We start from the raw sequence: 14,632 nt of genomic DNA, 5'->3' as shown, positions 1-14,632 counted from the left end.
GCCGGAGTACCCCGCCATGTCGCAGGACAATTCGCTGACCTTCGCCGCGCCCGACGCGGTCTCGATCCCGCTTGCCCTTCTCACCGCCGAGGCCTTTGACGCCTGGCGCCTGGCGCAAGAGCCGGGCGCACGCGGCTGGGCCGAGGCCAACGGCTTTACCGCCGGCCCGGGCCAGGTGCTGCTCTTTCCCGGCGAGGATGGCACGCCAGAGGCCGCGCTTGGCGGCGTCGGCTCGGCCAAAGACCGCGTCCGCGGCCGCTTTGCGCTTGCTGCCGTGGCCCAGAGCCTGCCCGCCGGCACCTATCAGATCGAAAGTGGTCTGCCGGAGGATCCGGCGGATATCGAGGCCGAGCTTCTCGGCTGGCTGCTCGCCGGCTACAGCTTTGATCGCTACAAGGAAAAACCCGCCAAAGAGGTCCGCCTCGTGGCCCCCGAAGGCGTCGATACCGCAAGGATCGAGGCCATCGCCGCCGGCGAGGCCCTGACCCGCGACCTGATCAACACGCCCGCCAATGACATGACGCCCGATGGCCTTCAGGCCGCCGCAGCCGCGCTGGCCAATGACCATGGCGCCAGCTGCGCGGTGATCGCCGGCACCGAGCTTCTGGCCGAGAACTTCCCGCTGATCCATGCGGTCGGCCGCGCCTCTGACTGTCCGCCCCGGCTGATCGACATGCGCTGGGGCGACACCGGCCCCAGGGTGACGCTGGTCGGCAAGGGTGTCTGTTTTGACACCGGCGGGCTCAACCTCAAGCCCGGCGCCTCGATGGGCCTGATGAAAAAGGACATGGGCGGCGCGGCCACGGTCCTGGGCCTGGCGCAGATGATCATGGCGCTGGAGCTGCCGCTGCAACTGCGGGTTCTGATCCCCGCGGTCGAGAACTCGGTCTCCGCCGGCGCCTTTCGCCCCGGCGACATCCTGACCTCGCGCAAGGGGCTGACGATCGAGATCAACAACACCGACGCCGAGGGCCGGCTGGTGCTGGCCGATGCGCTGGCCTTGGCCTGCGAGGAGGAGAGCGACCTCGTGATCTCGATGGCGACGCTGACCGGCGCGGCGCGGGTGGCCGTCGGCCCCGATCTTGCGCCTTTCTATGCCGATGACACCACCGCCGCGGCGTTGGAGGCCGGCGGCGAGCGCGCCCAGGACCCGCTCTGGCGCATGCCCTTCTGGGACCCCTACGAGACGATGATCGAGCCCGGGATCGCCGATCTCGACAATGCGCCCAAGGGCGGTTTTGCCGGCTCGATCACCGCTGCGCTGTTCCTGCGCCGCTTCGTGGGCGAGGAGACGCGCTACGCGCATTTCGACATCTACGGCTGGCAGCCCGAGGCGAAACCCGCCCGCCCCAAGGGTGGGGTCGGCATGGGCGCCCGCGCCATCCTCGAGGCGCTGCCCGATCTCCTGGGCCTGGAGCCTGCCGAATGATCAGCGACCCCAGGGTGCTGAAATCCAACGGCCGCGTGGCCCATGCCTCGCTTGCGGGGCAGGTCGCGGCCGAGCGCTTTACCGAGGGCGAAAGCTGGCAGGTGATCGCCGGCAAGGCAGTGGTGAGCGATGCCGAGGGGCTGAGACGCGAGCGCGAGCTGCTGCTGGGCCAGAGCTTCCGGGTACTCGACCTGCGCGGCCGCATGGCCTTTGGCTACTGCGAGCACAACGGCTATGTCGGCCATGTCGACACGATCTTCCTGGCCCGGGGCAGGCCTGCTCCTACGCACAGGGTCGCAGCGCGGCTGACCTATTCCAAGACGGCGCCGGAGCTGAAGGCGCGCAACGAGGTCTCGCTGCTGTCGCACGGATCGCTGGTCACCGTGCGCGGCGCGAGCGGCGACTGGACCGAAATCGCCATGTTCGCCGGTGCCGAGAGCGACCCGGCCTGGGTCTGGGTGCCCAGCGCCCACCTGACGCCACTGGCGGCGCGAGAGCCCGACCCGGTCGCCGTCGCCGAGCGCCTGCTCGGCACGCCTTACCTCTGGGGCGGCAATTCCGCCTCCGGCATCGATTGCTCCGGTCTGGTCGAGGCCGGCTGCCTCGCCTGCGGCATTCCCTGCCCCGGCGATTCAGACCTGCAGGAGGCGGCGCTGGGCGAGACCCTGGCAGAGGAGACGCCGCTGCAACGCGGCGACCTGCTGTTCTGGAAAGGCCACGTCGGCTGGGTCGCCGGCCCCGACCTCCTGCTGCATGCCAACGCACATCACATGGCGGTGGCGCATGAGCCGCTGACCGCCGCCATCACCCGGATCGCACGCCAGGGCGGCGGCCCGGTCACCCGCCGCGCCCGACTGGAAAGGCCCTGAGATGACACAGGATTTCTTCACCCCCGTCTCCGGCATGGAGCTGCCGCGCTTTGCCGGTGTGCCGAGCTTCATGCGCCTGCCGGTGGTCCCGCCGGGCCATCCGCGGTTCGACGAGGTCGACATCGGGCTGATCGGCGTGCCCTGGGACAGCGGCACCACCAACCGGCCGGGCCCGCGCCACGGGCCGCGCCAGCTGCGCGACGCCTCGACGATGATCCGCGCCGAGAATGCCGCCACCCGCCGCCGTCCCTTCGAGGCCGCCAATTGCGCCGATCTCGGTGATGTCGGCATCAATCCGGCCGATATCGACGACAGCCTCGACCGGATCACCGCCTTCTACCAGCGGCTGGCACCCGCCGGCATTCGCCCACTGACGGCCGGTGGCGATCACCTGACCTCGCTGCCGGTGCTGCGCGCCCTGGCCGAGGATGGCCCGTTGGGCATGGTGCATTTCGACGCCCATACCGACCTCTTCCACAGCTATTTCGGCGGAACGATGTACACCCATGGCACGCCGTTCCGCCGCGCCATCGAGGAAGAGCTGCTCGATCCCACCCGGGTGGTGCAGATCGGCATCCGCGGCACCGCCTATGATTTCGAGGACCGCGATTTTGCCAAGGCGGTGGGCGTCCGCGTCATCCCGATCGAGGAATTCTTCGCCCGCGGCGTCACCGATGTCATGGCCGAGGCCTGCGAGATCGTCGGCGAGGCCCCGGTCTACGTCAGCTACGACATCGATTTCGTCGACCCGGCCTTCGCCCCCGGCACCGGCACGCCGGAGGTCGGCGGCCCGAATTCCTTCCAGGCCCTTCAGGTGGTCCGCGGCCTCGCCGGGCTCGACGTCGTTGGCGCCGACCTGGTCGAGGTCTCGCCACCCTTCGACGCCAGCGGCGCCACCGCCTGGCTCGGCGTCTCGATCATGTTCGAACTGCTCTGCATCATGACCGCCTGACCCCGGGCTCCGACCCCGAACGCCCCGCGCTCCGCCCCCTCTTCTTCTCTTTCCAAATACCGCTGGGGGTCCGGGGGCAAGGCCCCCGGTCCGACCCTCCCCCCAAGCGCAACCTCTGGCCGGCGCACAAAAACCGGGGGCGCAGCCCCCGGCCCGTCGACACGCGCAGGCGTGGCGAAAATCCAAGCTGCCGACACGCGCAGGCGTGGCGAAAAATGAACGATGCCGACACGTGCAGGTGTGGCGAAATCAGATTCTGTCGGAAACGAGCGTCAGCTCAGAGCCGCTTGTCCAGTGCCCGCAGCTGCCGCGCCCGGGTCAGGATGGCGTCCTCGATGGCGCGCGCGGTTTCGGCCGAGACCGGCCCGGCGCGGGTCTGCAGGGCGAGGTTGAGCGAGCGGGCATCAAGCGCCGGATCGGTCACATAGACCGTGGCGCGATAGGCACGGCCGCCGCCCGGCGGGGTGCCGTAGCCGGTGACGATCACCCCGGTAAAGGGATCGACGGACTCGACCGGCAGAAAATCCAGCACCTCGAGCGAGGCATTCCAGATGTACTTGTTCACGCGCCCCACGCGCGACCGGTCCTGCGGTCCGCGAAAGAAATCCCACAGCGTCGAGCGCGGCGCGCCCCGGTCACCGTAGATTTCCTGGTTCAGAACCTCGTCGGGGTCCTGCCCGGGGCTGAACCGTGCCCCACAAGCCGTCAGGACAAGCAGGGCGGCAGCCAGGAGAATCGCGGCTTTTGGGGAAGTGGCGGTCATCAAGCGCTCCTGGCCGATAGGTTTCGGTGACGTCAGGCCCCTCAATACAAGCCGGGGCCAAAGACGACAAGATCCTCATTCGCAAACCCAATCCGGCGATCTTGCCGCTCGGGATGACCTCGGTATCAGGGCCATCGCCCGGGGCGGGATTTCTTGTGACAAAAGCGCATCACTCATGGCCTTGTTGCCGCCACAGTTTCGGCACGCGCTTGCATCGGTAGGGCCTGAGGGTGCAAGAGAGGCTCATCAAGGCCGGGCGACCGGTTTGGTACGTGCACAAGACACATGAGGGAAACAATGAAAAACATTCTGTTTGCAACCACCGCACTGGTCGCAACCGCAACCTTCGCTTCGGCAGAAGTCACGGGTTCCGGCCCCGGCACCGTCAACATCACCGGCTGGGCCGAGATGGGTGTCATCGGTGGCAACACGCTCACTCAGAACGGCGCTGGCTTCTGGAGCGAAACCGAGATGGAGCCCCAGTTCCACACCGACGTGGACGTCAGCTTCGCAATGTCCGGCACCGCCGACAACGGCCTGACCTTCGGTGCAACCGTTGATCTGGACGAAAACGGCGCATTCGGCAACACCACCCAAGGCGGCGAGACCATCTTCGTCTCCGCAGGCGGCGCGACCCTGACCATGGGCGACACCGACGGCGCATTCGACAAAGTCATGCAGGAAGTCAACCTGGCGGCCGGCTCGATCAACGACGACGAAACCGCGCACGCTGGTTTCTCGGGCAACGCCGGCTTCGACGGCACCCAGGACGGTCAGATCGCTCGCTTCGACTATGCCTTCTCCGGCCTGACCGCATCGCTGTCGACCGAAATCGACGACCGCGGTTCCGACAAACCCGTCTGGGGTGTTGGTGTTCGTTACTCCGGTGAGTTCTCCGGCGTTTCCGTGGGCTTCGGCATCGGTCACCAAGCTGGTGAAACCAGGTCAAATGCCGCGGCCGTCCCCCCCGTCGGCAGCGTGGACCAGAAGCTGACCGGTGTGTCGGTTGACGCGACCCTGGCCAACGGCCTGAAAATGGGTGTCAACCACACCCGTATGGACATCGACGGCACCGAGTCCAGCCACAGCGCAATCGGTCTCGGCTACGAGATGAACGCTCTGGCAGTTGGCGTGAACTACGGTGTGTTCGCTGACGACGATGGCGACGCAACCGCGTCGGGCTTCGGCATCGCAGCGTCCTACGACCTCGGCGGCGGCCTGTCGGCCAAAGCAGGTTACGGTCACAGCACCGTCAACGACCTCGCAGTTTCGGCGACCAACACCAAAGACCTGAACCGCGACTCGTTCTCGCTCGGTCTGGCAATGTCGTTCTAAGAACGACGCCAGTCTTCGGACTTAGGGAAGAGCGGGCCATCTGGCCCGCTCTTTTCTTTTGCGCCCGCGTTTTCTTTCCCTGCGGCCGGTGCTAGCAAACGGCATGGCAATGGCGAGAGGATCATGGCGCCCCTGACGAAAGACCAGTTGGCCCGCACGTTTCGTGCCGCGCAGGAGCGTCTGGCCGCCGGCGATCTCGGGGCCGCCGAGGCGCTGTTTCGCGACGTGCACCGGGCCCAGCCCCAGGCCGCCGAACCGCTGTTCCACCTCGGCCGCATCGCCCGCGCCCAGGGCGCGCTTGAGACGGCACGTGACCTGCTGGAGCAGGCCAGCGCCTTGCGCCCCAAGGAGCCCACCATCCTGCAGGCCCTTGCCGAGGTGCAGGCGCTCTGCGGCGACAGCGCCGCCGCGCTGGCCAGCCATGATGCGCTGATCAAGCTGGCACCGGGCCATCCCAAGCCGCTCGCCGACAAGGCGCTCTACCTGCAGCAACTGGGCGAGTTCGAGGCCGCCGACACGGCCTTTCGCAAGGCACTGCGCCGCGCGCCAGACAGTGGCGAGCTCTACCGCATGTGGCTGGGCAGCAAACGTCTGACCAAGGGCGACCCGCTGATCCGCAAGATGCAACAGCTCTTCACCCATCCCAGGATGAGCGAGGCCGGCCGCATCCATTTGGGCTTTGCCCTGGCCAAGGCGATGGAAGAGACCGGCGCCCATGACAAGGTGTTCGGCTATCTGACCATCGCCAACCGTCTGCAGCGCAAGGCCTATCCCTATGATCCCGCGGCGCGCGACGCCGAGGTGGCGGGGATCATGCGCGCCTCTGACCGCCTGCCGCCGCCTGCCGAGACCGATTTCGCGCCGATCATCGTCACCGGGATGGCGCGGTCCGGCACCACGCTGTTCGAGCAGATCCTTGGCGCGCATGACGCCGTCACCGCCGGCGGCGAACTGGCGATCGGGCTGCGCCTGGCCTATGGCCTGTTCGGCACGCCGCCGCAGATGGCGCCGCTGGCCGGGATGACGTCCGAGACGCTGACGGACTTCGCCACCCGCTACGCGGCGCAGGCGCGCGCCCGGGTGGCGCAGCCCGAGTTGAGGATCACCGACAAGTCGATCCAGAACCACCTGATCCTCGGGCATCTGCACGCCGCCATGCCGCGCGCCGGGCTGGTGGTGGTCAAGCGCGATCCGCGCGACATCGCCCTGTCGATCTACAAGAACCACTTTGCCGGCGGGACGCATCGCTATTCCAACGACCTCGCCGATATCGCCCGCTACATCCGGTCGTTCGAGCGCATCGTCGCCTTCTGGAAAGAGCATGTGCCGGTGCAGGAGGTCAGCTACGACGACCTGATCGCCGCGCCGGAGGCGCAGGCGCAGGCGCTGGTCGAAGGGCTGAACCTGCCGTGGCAGCCGCAGTGCCTCGAGTTCTACAAGCAGGGCGGCACGGTCAAGACATTGAGCATCGCGCAGGTGCGTCGGCCGGTCTACAAGAGCTCTGGCGGCGCATGGCGGCGCTACGAGAGGGAAATGCAACCTTTTATCGAAGCATGGGACAGCAGCAGTGGGACTGAGTGAGATCATCGACCGGATGCACAAGGCCGAGGCCGCAGCGGGGCGCGAGACCGGAACAACGCAGCTGATCGCCGTGTCCAAGAAGCAGCCCGATGACCGCGTCGCGGCGGTCCTCGATCAGGGCCACAGGGTCTTTGGCGAGAACCGGGTGCAGGAGGCTGCCGGCAAATGGCCGGGCTTCCGCGAGCGCTATGAGGGCATCGAATTGCACATTATTGGCCCGCTGCAGACCAACAAGGCGCGGCAGGCGATGGAGCTGGCCCAGGCGATCCATTCCGTCGACCGCCCCAAGCTGGCGCAGACCCTCGCGCGGCTGGCGCAGGAGCTGGGGCACTGCCCGGACCTCTTCGTTCAGGTCAACACCGGCGAAGAGCCGCAGAAGGCCGGCGTTCTGCCCGATGATGTCGACGGCTTCATCAGCGACTGCCGGGCGCTCGATCTGCCGGTGCACGGGCTGATGTGCATCCCGCCGGTCGACGAGACCCCGAGCCTGCATTTCGCCCTGCTGGCCAAGTTCGCCGCCCGCAACGGGCTGACCGGGTTGTCGATGGGCATGTCCGGCGATTTCGAAGAGGCGATTGCCCTGGGCGCCACCCATGTCCGCGTCGGATCGGCGATCTTCGGCGAGCGTCCGACACCGGCCTGAGGACCCTCCGGACCGGGTGATCTATACGAAAGTATAGGACACCTATCCTTATGGGCATATGGCCATCCAAGTGGATCACTCCATTTACTGTTCCGACCATGCGACACCTTGTGCATGGGGGCTTCTGCCGCACTGCGATCCCGGTGAGACACGGGGGCGGTCAGGAACCTGGCGGACGTTTCGGGCCCGAATGGGTCCATCACTCACGGAACGGAACCGTCGGCGGGCGATCGGGGGAGCGATCGTCCGCCATCCGGTCCGCAGAAGGCGACCGGACCCGATATTTCCGAACCGCTTTGATTCGCATCATATCGTTGCCCTGCAACCGGTCGGATGATGGCAATGTGTCGCGGTTCGGGCAAAACCCGCCGCCCCGGTCTGTCACACCGCCGGTTATTTCGCTAATCGGTCGGGAATTCCGGATCCGGTGTGCCTGAACGTCCCTCGTGACGCTGCAGGTGGTTGCGTCAAGGCCACAGGTCCTTGCTGTTTACCCTCTGGCAGCCAACGGAAGCAAAAACGGTACCTTCGGGCTCATTTTTATGATCCGATGGTACGGTTCGAAGAAAAAGAAGTCAGATGATGCAAAACGCAGCAGATTTACCCCCCGTCGATTTGCCCCCGACCGACCAATCCCTGCCCATCGCCCTGATGCGCGCGCGGGAACGGCTGATGGTGCCGATCCGCGAGGCGCTGCAGGTGACCGGGCTGACGGAACAGCAATGGCGCATCATGCGCGTGCTCGAGGAATTCGGCCCCCAGGATGCAACCAAGCTGGCCGAACGCTCCAGCCTGCTGATGCCCAGCCAGACCCGGATCGTCCAGAACCTCTGCGAAAAGGGCTATGTCAGCCGCCGCACCAACCCCGAGGACCGGCGCCGCCAGATCGTGGCGATCACCCCGGCCGGCCACGAGGTGCTTGTCAGGAATGCGCCCAAGGCGCGCGAGATCTCGGCCGAGGTTGCCGCCACTCTGGGCGAGGACAAGGTCAGGCAGCTGGTCGCCATTCTCGACGACATCATCCACATGTGACGCAACCGACCCGCGCCCCGGCGCGCGGTTAGGTCTTGCATCGCTGACCCCGCTGCCGCAGAACGACTTCATTAAGACTGGAGGTTTTCATGAAGATCGCAATGCTCGGCACCGGTTACGTGGGCCTCGTGTCCGGCGTCTGTTTCTCGGATTTCGGCCATGAGGTGGTCTGCGTCGACAAGGATCCGCGCAAGATCGAGATGCTCAAGGCCGGCAAGGTGCCGATCTACGAGCCAGGTCTCGAAAGCCTGATGAACCGCAATGTCGATGCTGGCCGGCTGTCCTTTACCCTCGATCTGGCCGAGGCGCTCGAGGGCGCAGAGGCGGTCTTCATCGCCGTCGGCACGCCCACCCGCCGCGGTGACGGCCATGCCGACCTGACCTACGTGATGGCCGCAGCGCGCGAGATTGCCGAAACCGCCAAGGGCTACGTCGTCGTCGTCACCAAGTCGACGGTGCCGGTGGGCACCAACCGCAAGGTGGCGCAGGAGATGAAGGCAGCCAATCCCGATCTCGACTTCGACGTTGCCTCGAACCCCGAGTTCCTGCGCGAAGGCGCGGCAATCGACGATTTCATGAAGCCCGACCGCGTGGTCGTCGGCGTCCAGACCGAGCGCGCGGCGCAGGTCATGAACGAGATCTACAGGCCGCTCTTCCTGCGCGACTTCCCGATCGTCACCACCGACCTCGAGTCGGCCGAGATGATCAAATACGCTGCCAATGCCTTTCTCGCGACCAAGATCACCTTCATCAACGAGATCGCCGCGCTCTGCGAAAAGGTCGGCGCGGATGTGAAGCAGGTGTCCAAGGGCATGGGTCTCGACGGCCGCATCGGCAACAAGTTCCTGCATGCCGGCCCCGGCTATGGTGGCTCGTGCTTTCCCAAGGACACCAAGGCGCTGGCCCGGATCGGCCAGGAACACGCCAGCCCGATGCAGATCACCGAGGCGGTCATCCAGATCAACGAAGAGGTCAAGCGCCGCATGGTCGAGAAGTTGCGCGATCTCTGCGACGGCAGCTTCAACGGCAAGACGGTGGCGGTGCTCGGCGTGACTTTCAAACCCAACACCGACGACATGCGCGACGCGCCCTCACTGACCATCGTGCCGGCGCTGGTGGGGGGCGGGGCCAAGGTGCGCGTCACCGATCCGCAGGGCCGCCACGAGGGCGAGGCGCTGCTGCCGGGCGTGACCTGGTGCGCCGATGCCTACGAGGCCGCCGACAAGGCCGACGTTGTGGTGATCCTGACCGAGTGGAACGAGTTCCGCGCGCTGGACCTCGAACGCATCGCCGGCAACATGGTGACGCCGCGGATGGCCGACCTGCGCAACATCTACTCCGAAGAGGTCGCGAAGGGCGCCGGTTTCACCGACTACACCTCGATCGGCCGCGGCCGCGAAGCCAGCGCTAAGGCGGGCTGAGACATGCCCAAGGCTCTGGTCACCGGCTCGGCCGGCTTCATCGGCTTCCACCTTTGTCAGCGGCTTCTGGCGGACGGCTACGAGGTGGTGGGCCTCGACGCGATGACCGATTACTACGAGGTCACGCTCAAGGAACGACGGCACGCGATGCTGCTGCAGACACCTGGATTCCGCTCCGTCAAGGAACGGATCGAGACCGAAGGTGTGCTGCAGGCGCGGGTCGCGGCCGAGCAACCGGATGTCATCGTGCATCTCGCCGCGCAGGCCGGGGTGCGCTATTCCATCGACCATCCCGAAAGCTACGTGAATTCTAACCTGATGGGCACCTTCCGGCTGCTCGAGGCGGTGCGGGCGACCCCAGTGGATCATCTGTTGATGGCCTCGACCTCCTCGGTCTACGGCGCCAATACCCATATGCCCTATGCGGAGACGCGTAAGGCGGACACGCAGATGTCCTTCTACGCCGCCACTAAGAAGGCAACTGAGACGATGGGGCACTCCTACGCCCATCTCTATGATCTGCCGATCACCATGTTCCGGTTCTTTACCGTCTACGGCCCTTGGGGCCGCCCGGACATGGCGCATTTCAAGTTCACCAAAGCGATCCTGAACGGCGACCCGATCGACGTCTATAACCACGGCGACATGCGCCGCGACTTCACCTATATCGACGATCTGGTGCACGGCATCCGCCTGCTGATCGACGCGGTGCCGGAGCGGCCCGAGGACGGCCATGTGCCCGAAGGCGACAGCCTGTCGCCGGTGGCGCCCTTCCGGGTGGTCAACATCGGCAATTCCGAGCCGGTGCAGCTTCTGTCCTTCATCGAGGCGATCGAGGAGGCTATCGGTCGGGAGGCGCAGAAGAACTTCATGGAGATGCAGCCGGGCGATGTTCCGGCAACCTGGGCGGATGCTTCGCTGTTGCAGTCGCTGACCGGGCATCGGCCGCAGACCGACGTGGCGACCGGTGTGGCAAAGTTTGTCGCCTGGTACCGGGAGTATTACGGCGTCTGATGCGGCTGTGGGCAGGTCTCGCGTGGCGCCGTCTTGGACGTGAAGCGCTGGATCAACCATCTGGCACTCCGCGCCCCGGACTTGATCCGGGGCCTCCAGGTTGACGTTGAGGTCCCGGATCAAGTCCGGGACGCGACTGGCGCGATAATCTATCTGGCGCGCCCACGCCCCGGACCTGCTCCGGGGCCTCCTGGTCGACATTGAGGTCCCGGAGCAAGTCCGGGACGCGACGCGCTGACATCCCCCCGGCACCCAGAGAAAAACCCCGCCCGCAAAAGCGGACGGGGCCAGAGCCTCAGCCGAACCCACGCCCCGCCCGCACAGACGGACGAGGCGTGATCCTCAAGCCGCCTGATCGAGGTCGAAGCGGTCGGCGTTCATCACCTTGGTCCAGGCCGCGACGAAATCGCGGGCGAACTTCTCGGCGTTGTCGTCCTGGGCGTAGAGCTCGCAATAGGCCCGCAGGATCGAATTCGAGCCGAACACCAGGTCGAGCCGCGAGGCGGTCCATTTCTCTTCGCCGGACTTGCGGTCGATGATCGCGTAAGAGCCGTCGTCCTTCTGCTCCCAGCGGTTCGACATGTCGGTCAGGTTGACGAAGAAGTCCTGTACCAGCGCGCCTTCGCGGTCTGTGAAGACGCCATGCTTGCTGCCACCGTGGTTGGTGCCCAGCATCCGCATGCCGCCAACCAGCACCGTCATCTCCGGCGCGGTCAGTCCCAAAAGCTGCGCGCGGTCGACCAGAAGCTCCTCGGGCGGTACGCTGAGGTCTTCCTTCAGCCAATTGCGGAAGCCGTCGGCCCAGGGCTCCAGAGGCTCGAAGCTCTCGGCATCGGTCTGCTCGGCACTGGCGTCGCCGCGGCCGGGGGCAAAGGGCACGTCCACCGAAAGTCCGGCTGCCTTGATCGCCTGTTCCAGACCGACATTGCCGGCCAGCACGATGGTATCGGCCAGCGAGGCTCCGGCGGCCTCGGCCAGCGGTTGCAGCACGTCCAGAACCTTTGCCAGGCGCTCGGGCTCGTTGCCGACCCAGTCCTTCTGCGGGGCCAGCCGGATGCGCGCGCCATTGGCGCCGCCGCGCAGGTCCGAACCGCGGAAGGTGCGGGCGGAATCCCAGGCGGTGGAGACCAGTTCGGCCACCGAGAGGCCGCTGTCGGCAATCTTTGCCTTCAGCGCGTCCACGTCATAGCCGGTCGAACCTGCGGGCACCGGGTCCTGCCAGATCAGCGTTTCCTCCGGCACGTCGGGGCCGATGTAGCGCACCTTGGGGCCCATGTCGCGGTGGGTCAGCTTGAACCATGCACGGGCGAAGGTGTCCTTGAAATACTCCGGGTCGGCCATGAACTTCTGGCAGATCTCGTTGTAGATCGGGTCGACCTTCATCGCCATGTCGGCATCGGTCATCATCGGCATCACGCGCTTGGACGGGTCCGAGGCGTCGACCGGCATGTGCTCTTCCTTGATGTCGACAGGCTTCCACTGCTTGGCCCCGGCGGGCGAGGTCGTCAGCTCCCATTCGTAGCCGAAGAGCATCTCGAAATAGCCCATGTCGAACTTGGTGGGTTCCGCTGTCCAGGCGCCTTCGATGCCCGAGGAGACGGCGTTCGAGGCCAGCCCGCCCTGATTGGCGTTGGCCCAGCCAAAGCCCTGCGCCTCGACGCCGGCGGCTTCCGGGTCGGGCCCGAGGGTCGAGGCATCGCCGTTGCCATGCGCCTTGCCGACCGAGTGGCCGCCGGCGGTCAGCGCCGCGGTTTCCTCGTCGTTCATCGCCATCCGCTTGAAGGTCTCGCGCACGTGCAGCGCGGTGCGGGCCGGATCGGGGTTGCCGTTGACGCCCTCGGGATTGACGTAGATCAGCCCCATCTGCACCGCGGCCACCGGCCCGTGCATGGTGCCCGGATCCTCGAGATCGCCATAGCGGCTGTCGGACGGCGCCAGCCATTCCTGCTCTTCGCCCCAGAAGACGTCGTTCTCGGGGTGCCAGATATCCTCGCGGCCGAAGGCAAAGCCAAAGGTCTTCAGGCCCATCGATTCATAGGCCATGTTGCCGGCCAGAATCATCAGGTCGGCCCAGGAGATCCGGTTGCCGTATTTCTTCTTGATCGGCCAGAGCAGACGGCGCGCCTTGTCGAGGCTGACGTTGTCGGGCCAGGAGTTCAGCGGCGCAAAGCGCTGGTTGCCGGTGTTGCCGCCGCCGCGACCATCCGACAGGCGGTACGAACCGGCCGAGTGCCAGGCCATCCGCACCATCAGACCGCCGTAATGGCCCCAGTCCGCCGGCCACCAATCCTGGCTGTCGGTCAGCAGCGCCTCGATGTCGGCCTTCAGCGCCTCGACGTCGAGCTTCTTCAGCTCTTCGCGATAGTCGAAGTCCCTGGGCATCGGATTCACCTTGGCATCGTGCTGGTGCAGGATGTCGAGGTTCAGCGCATTGGGCCACCAGTCGCGGGCGCGGCGCCCCTTTGCGCTGCTGCCATGCATCACCGGGCATTTGCCCATATCGTTGCCGTCCATGTCGGTTTCTCCCTTGGTTTTCCGTTGTCGCGTCGGGTCACATCCGCACCGCCCCGAGAGAGCGAATCCGCATGTTCTGACCGGAGGCTAACAAAGGTTTTCGATACAAGAAAATTGTATTTCCGGATTGTTGTGATAATTAAAACCTATGGACAATCTGACCCTGAGACAGCTCCGCTATTTCGAGGCGCTGGCGCGGCACGGCCATTTCGGCCAGGCCGCGGCGGCCTGTTCGGTATCGCAGCCGGCCCTGTCGGTGCAGATCAAGGACATGGAGGAAAGTCTGGGCGCGCCGCTCTTCGAGCGCGGCACCCGGCAGGTGCGGCTGACCGGCTTCGGCGAGGCGTTGGCGCCGCGGGTGCGCGACATCCTCGGCGCGGTGGACGAGCTGGGAGAGGTGGCGCGGGCGACCCGCGGGCGGCTGGTCGGGCGGCTCAGGATCGGCGTGATCCCGACGGTGGCGCCCTACCTGCTGCCGCGGGTGATCGGCGCGCTGACCCAAGGCTATCCCGGCATCGACCTGCACATCCGCGAGACCCTGACCGAGACCCTGATCGAAGAGCTGGGCACCGGCCGCATCGACACCGCCATCGTCGCCCTGCCGATTTCGGAACGCGGGTTGACCGAGGTGGCGCTGTTCGACGAGGAGTTCATGCTGGTGCGCCCGGCGCGGGACGCCGGCAAGCCGGTGCCAGACCGCGAGAAACTGCGCGAGATGCGGCTCTTGCTGCTGGAAGAGGGCCATTGCTTCCGCGATCAGGCGCTCAGCTTCTGCAACATCCGCTCGGCCCTGTCGCGTGACGGGCTGGATGGCTCGTCGCTGACGACCCTGGTGCAGATGGTGGGCGCCGGCATCGGCGTGACGCTGATCCCCGAGATGGCGGTCGCGGTCGAGACCCGCTCGGCCGATGTGGCGGTCTCGCCTTTCACCGACGCCCGCCCCAGCCGCACCATTGGCATGATCTGGCGCAAGACTTCGCCGCTGGCGGCGCAGTTGACCGAGCTGTCGGAAGTGGTGCGCGCGGCAGGACAGGGGGAGGGGATAGTCAGCGCTGAGGGTGTGAATTGAAGAAACGTCA

General features: G+C 66.2%; 12 protein-coding genes. 10 read left to right on the top strand and 2 right to left on the bottom strand.

Annotated elements, in window-relative coordinates; genetic code table 11:
- The first annotated feature begins 16 nt into the window (after positions 1-16).
- Genes ACN0SE_RS10025 through speB form a run of 3 tightly spaced genes read left to right on the top strand, consistent with a single transcriptional unit; the run spans position 17 to position 3,250 of the window.
- The gene (locus tag ACN0SE_RS10025) at positions 17-1,429 is read left to right on the top strand and encodes a leucyl aminopeptidase family protein (RefSeq protein WP_417524373.1); all 1,413 of its coding nucleotides are present in this window, start codon (positions 17-19) and stop codon (positions 1,427-1,429) included.
- Positions 1,426-2,298 (top strand): NlpC/P60 family protein, encoded by an 873-nt coding sequence (locus ACN0SE_RS10020; RefSeq protein WP_417524372.1) that lies wholly within the window; start codon positions 1,426-1,428, stop codon positions 2,296-2,298. The genes ACN0SE_RS10025 and ACN0SE_RS10020 overlap by 4 nt, the downstream gene beginning before the upstream one ends.
- A gap of 1 nt (position 2,299) precedes the next feature.
- Complete coding sequence (gene speB, locus ACN0SE_RS10015) at positions 2,300-3,250, top strand: agmatinase (RefSeq protein WP_417524371.1); 951 nt, start codon at positions 2,300-2,302, stop codon at positions 3,248-3,250.
- 277 nt (positions 3,251-3,527) lie between these two features.
- Here the strand turns inward: speB and ACN0SE_RS10010 are convergent, their stop codons facing one another.
- The gene (locus tag ACN0SE_RS10010; RefSeq protein WP_417524370.1) at positions 3,528-4,013 is read right to left on the bottom strand and encodes a DUF3576 domain-containing protein; all 486 of its coding nucleotides are present in this window, start codon (positions 4,011-4,013) and stop codon (positions 3,528-3,530) included.
- Between the two features lie 297 nt (positions 4,014-4,310).
- On the opposite strand from ACN0SE_RS10010, the gene ACN0SE_RS10005 reads away from it, so the two are divergent.
- From ACN0SE_RS10005 to ACN0SE_RS09980, 6 genes are all read left to right on the top strand, one after another.
- Positions 4,311-5,348, top strand: coding sequence for a porin (locus ACN0SE_RS10005; protein WP_417524369.1), 1,038 nt, complete (start codon positions 4,311-4,313; stop codon positions 5,346-5,348).
- A 147-nt stretch (positions 5,349-5,495) separates the two neighbouring features.
- Positions 5,496-6,929: a sulfotransferase gene (locus tag ACN0SE_RS10000; RefSeq protein ID WP_417524368.1), complete on the top strand. Its 1,434-nt coding sequence runs from the start codon at positions 5,496-5,498 to the stop codon at positions 6,927-6,929.
- Positions 6,916-7,572: a YggS family pyridoxal phosphate-dependent enzyme gene (locus ACN0SE_RS09995; protein ID WP_417524367.1), complete on the top strand. Its 657-nt coding sequence runs from the start codon at positions 6,916-6,918 to the stop codon at positions 7,570-7,572. The genes ACN0SE_RS10000 and ACN0SE_RS09995 overlap by 14 nt, the downstream gene beginning before the upstream one ends.
- A 615-nt stretch (positions 7,573-8,187) precedes the next feature.
- The gene (locus ACN0SE_RS09990; RefSeq protein WP_417524366.1) at positions 8,188-8,604 is read left to right on the top strand and encodes a MarR family transcriptional regulator; all 417 of its coding nucleotides are present in this window, start codon (positions 8,188-8,190) and stop codon (positions 8,602-8,604) included.
- Between the two features lie 89 nt (positions 8,605-8,693).
- Complete coding sequence (locus ACN0SE_RS09985) at positions 8,694-10,025, top strand: UDP-glucose dehydrogenase family protein (protein ID WP_417524365.1); 1,332 nt, start codon at positions 8,694-8,696, stop codon at positions 10,023-10,025.
- A 3-nt stretch (positions 10,026-10,028) separates the two neighbouring features.
- Positions 10,029-11,039 (top strand): NAD-dependent epimerase/dehydratase family protein, encoded by a 1,011-nt coding sequence (locus ACN0SE_RS09980; RefSeq protein ID WP_417524364.1) that lies wholly within the window; start codon positions 10,029-10,031, stop codon positions 11,037-11,039.
- Between the two features lie 342 nt (positions 11,040-11,381).
- Here ACN0SE_RS09980 and katG read toward each other — a convergent pair whose 3' ends face one another.
- A complete protein-coding gene (gene katG / locus ACN0SE_RS09975) occupies positions 11,382-13,553 on the bottom strand; it encodes a catalase/peroxidase HPI (protein ID WP_417524363.1) in 2,172 nt (723 codons plus the stop codon).
- A gap of 148 nt (positions 13,554-13,701) precedes the next feature.
- Here katG and ACN0SE_RS09970 point away from each other — a divergent pair, with 148 nt between their 5' ends.
- Positions 13,702-14,622: a hydrogen peroxide-inducible genes activator gene (locus ACN0SE_RS09970; RefSeq protein WP_417524362.1), complete on the top strand. Its 921-nt coding sequence runs from the start codon at positions 13,702-13,704 to the stop codon at positions 14,620-14,622.
- The last annotated feature ends 10 nt before the right edge of the window (positions 14,623-14,632 follow it).

Source organism: Marinovum sp. (assembly GCF_048263515.1).
Lineage (GTDB): Bacteria > Pseudomonadota > Alphaproteobacteria > Rhodobacterales > Rhodobacteraceae > Marinovum.
This window is presented reverse-complemented; position numbering and strand designations above follow the sequence as displayed.

Coding starts and splice junctions, on each gene's coding strand:
- ACN0SE_RS10010 (WP_417524370.1), bottom strand. CDS start 4,013: ATGACCGCCACTTCCCCAAAAGCCGCGATTCTCCTGGCTGCCGCCCTG.
- speB (WP_417524371.1), top strand. CDS start 2,300: ATGACACAGGATTTCTTCACCCCCGTCTCCGGCATGGAGCTGCCGCGC.
- ACN0SE_RS10025 (WP_417524373.1), top strand. CDS start 17: ATGTCGCAGGACAATTCGCTGACCTTCGCCGCGCCCGACGCGGTCTCG.
- ACN0SE_RS09985 (WP_417524365.1), top strand. CDS start 8,694: ATGAAGATCGCAATGCTCGGCACCGGTTACGTGGGCCTCGTGTCCGGC.
- katG (WP_417524363.1), bottom strand. CDS start 13,553: ATGGACGGCAACGATATGGGCAAATGCCCGGTGATGCATGGCAGCAGC.
- ACN0SE_RS09980 (WP_417524364.1), top strand. CDS start 10,029: ATGCCCAAGGCTCTGGTCACCGGCTCGGCCGGCTTCATCGGCTTCCAC.
- ACN0SE_RS09970 (WP_417524362.1), top strand. CDS start 13,702: ATGGACAATCTGACCCTGAGACAGCTCCGCTATTTCGAGGCGCTGGCG.
- ACN0SE_RS10005 (WP_417524369.1), top strand. CDS start 4,311: ATGAAAAACATTCTGTTTGCAACCACCGCACTGGTCGCAACCGCAACC.
- ACN0SE_RS10020 (WP_417524372.1), top strand. CDS start 1,426: ATGATCAGCGACCCCAGGGTGCTGAAATCCAACGGCCGCGTGGCCCAT.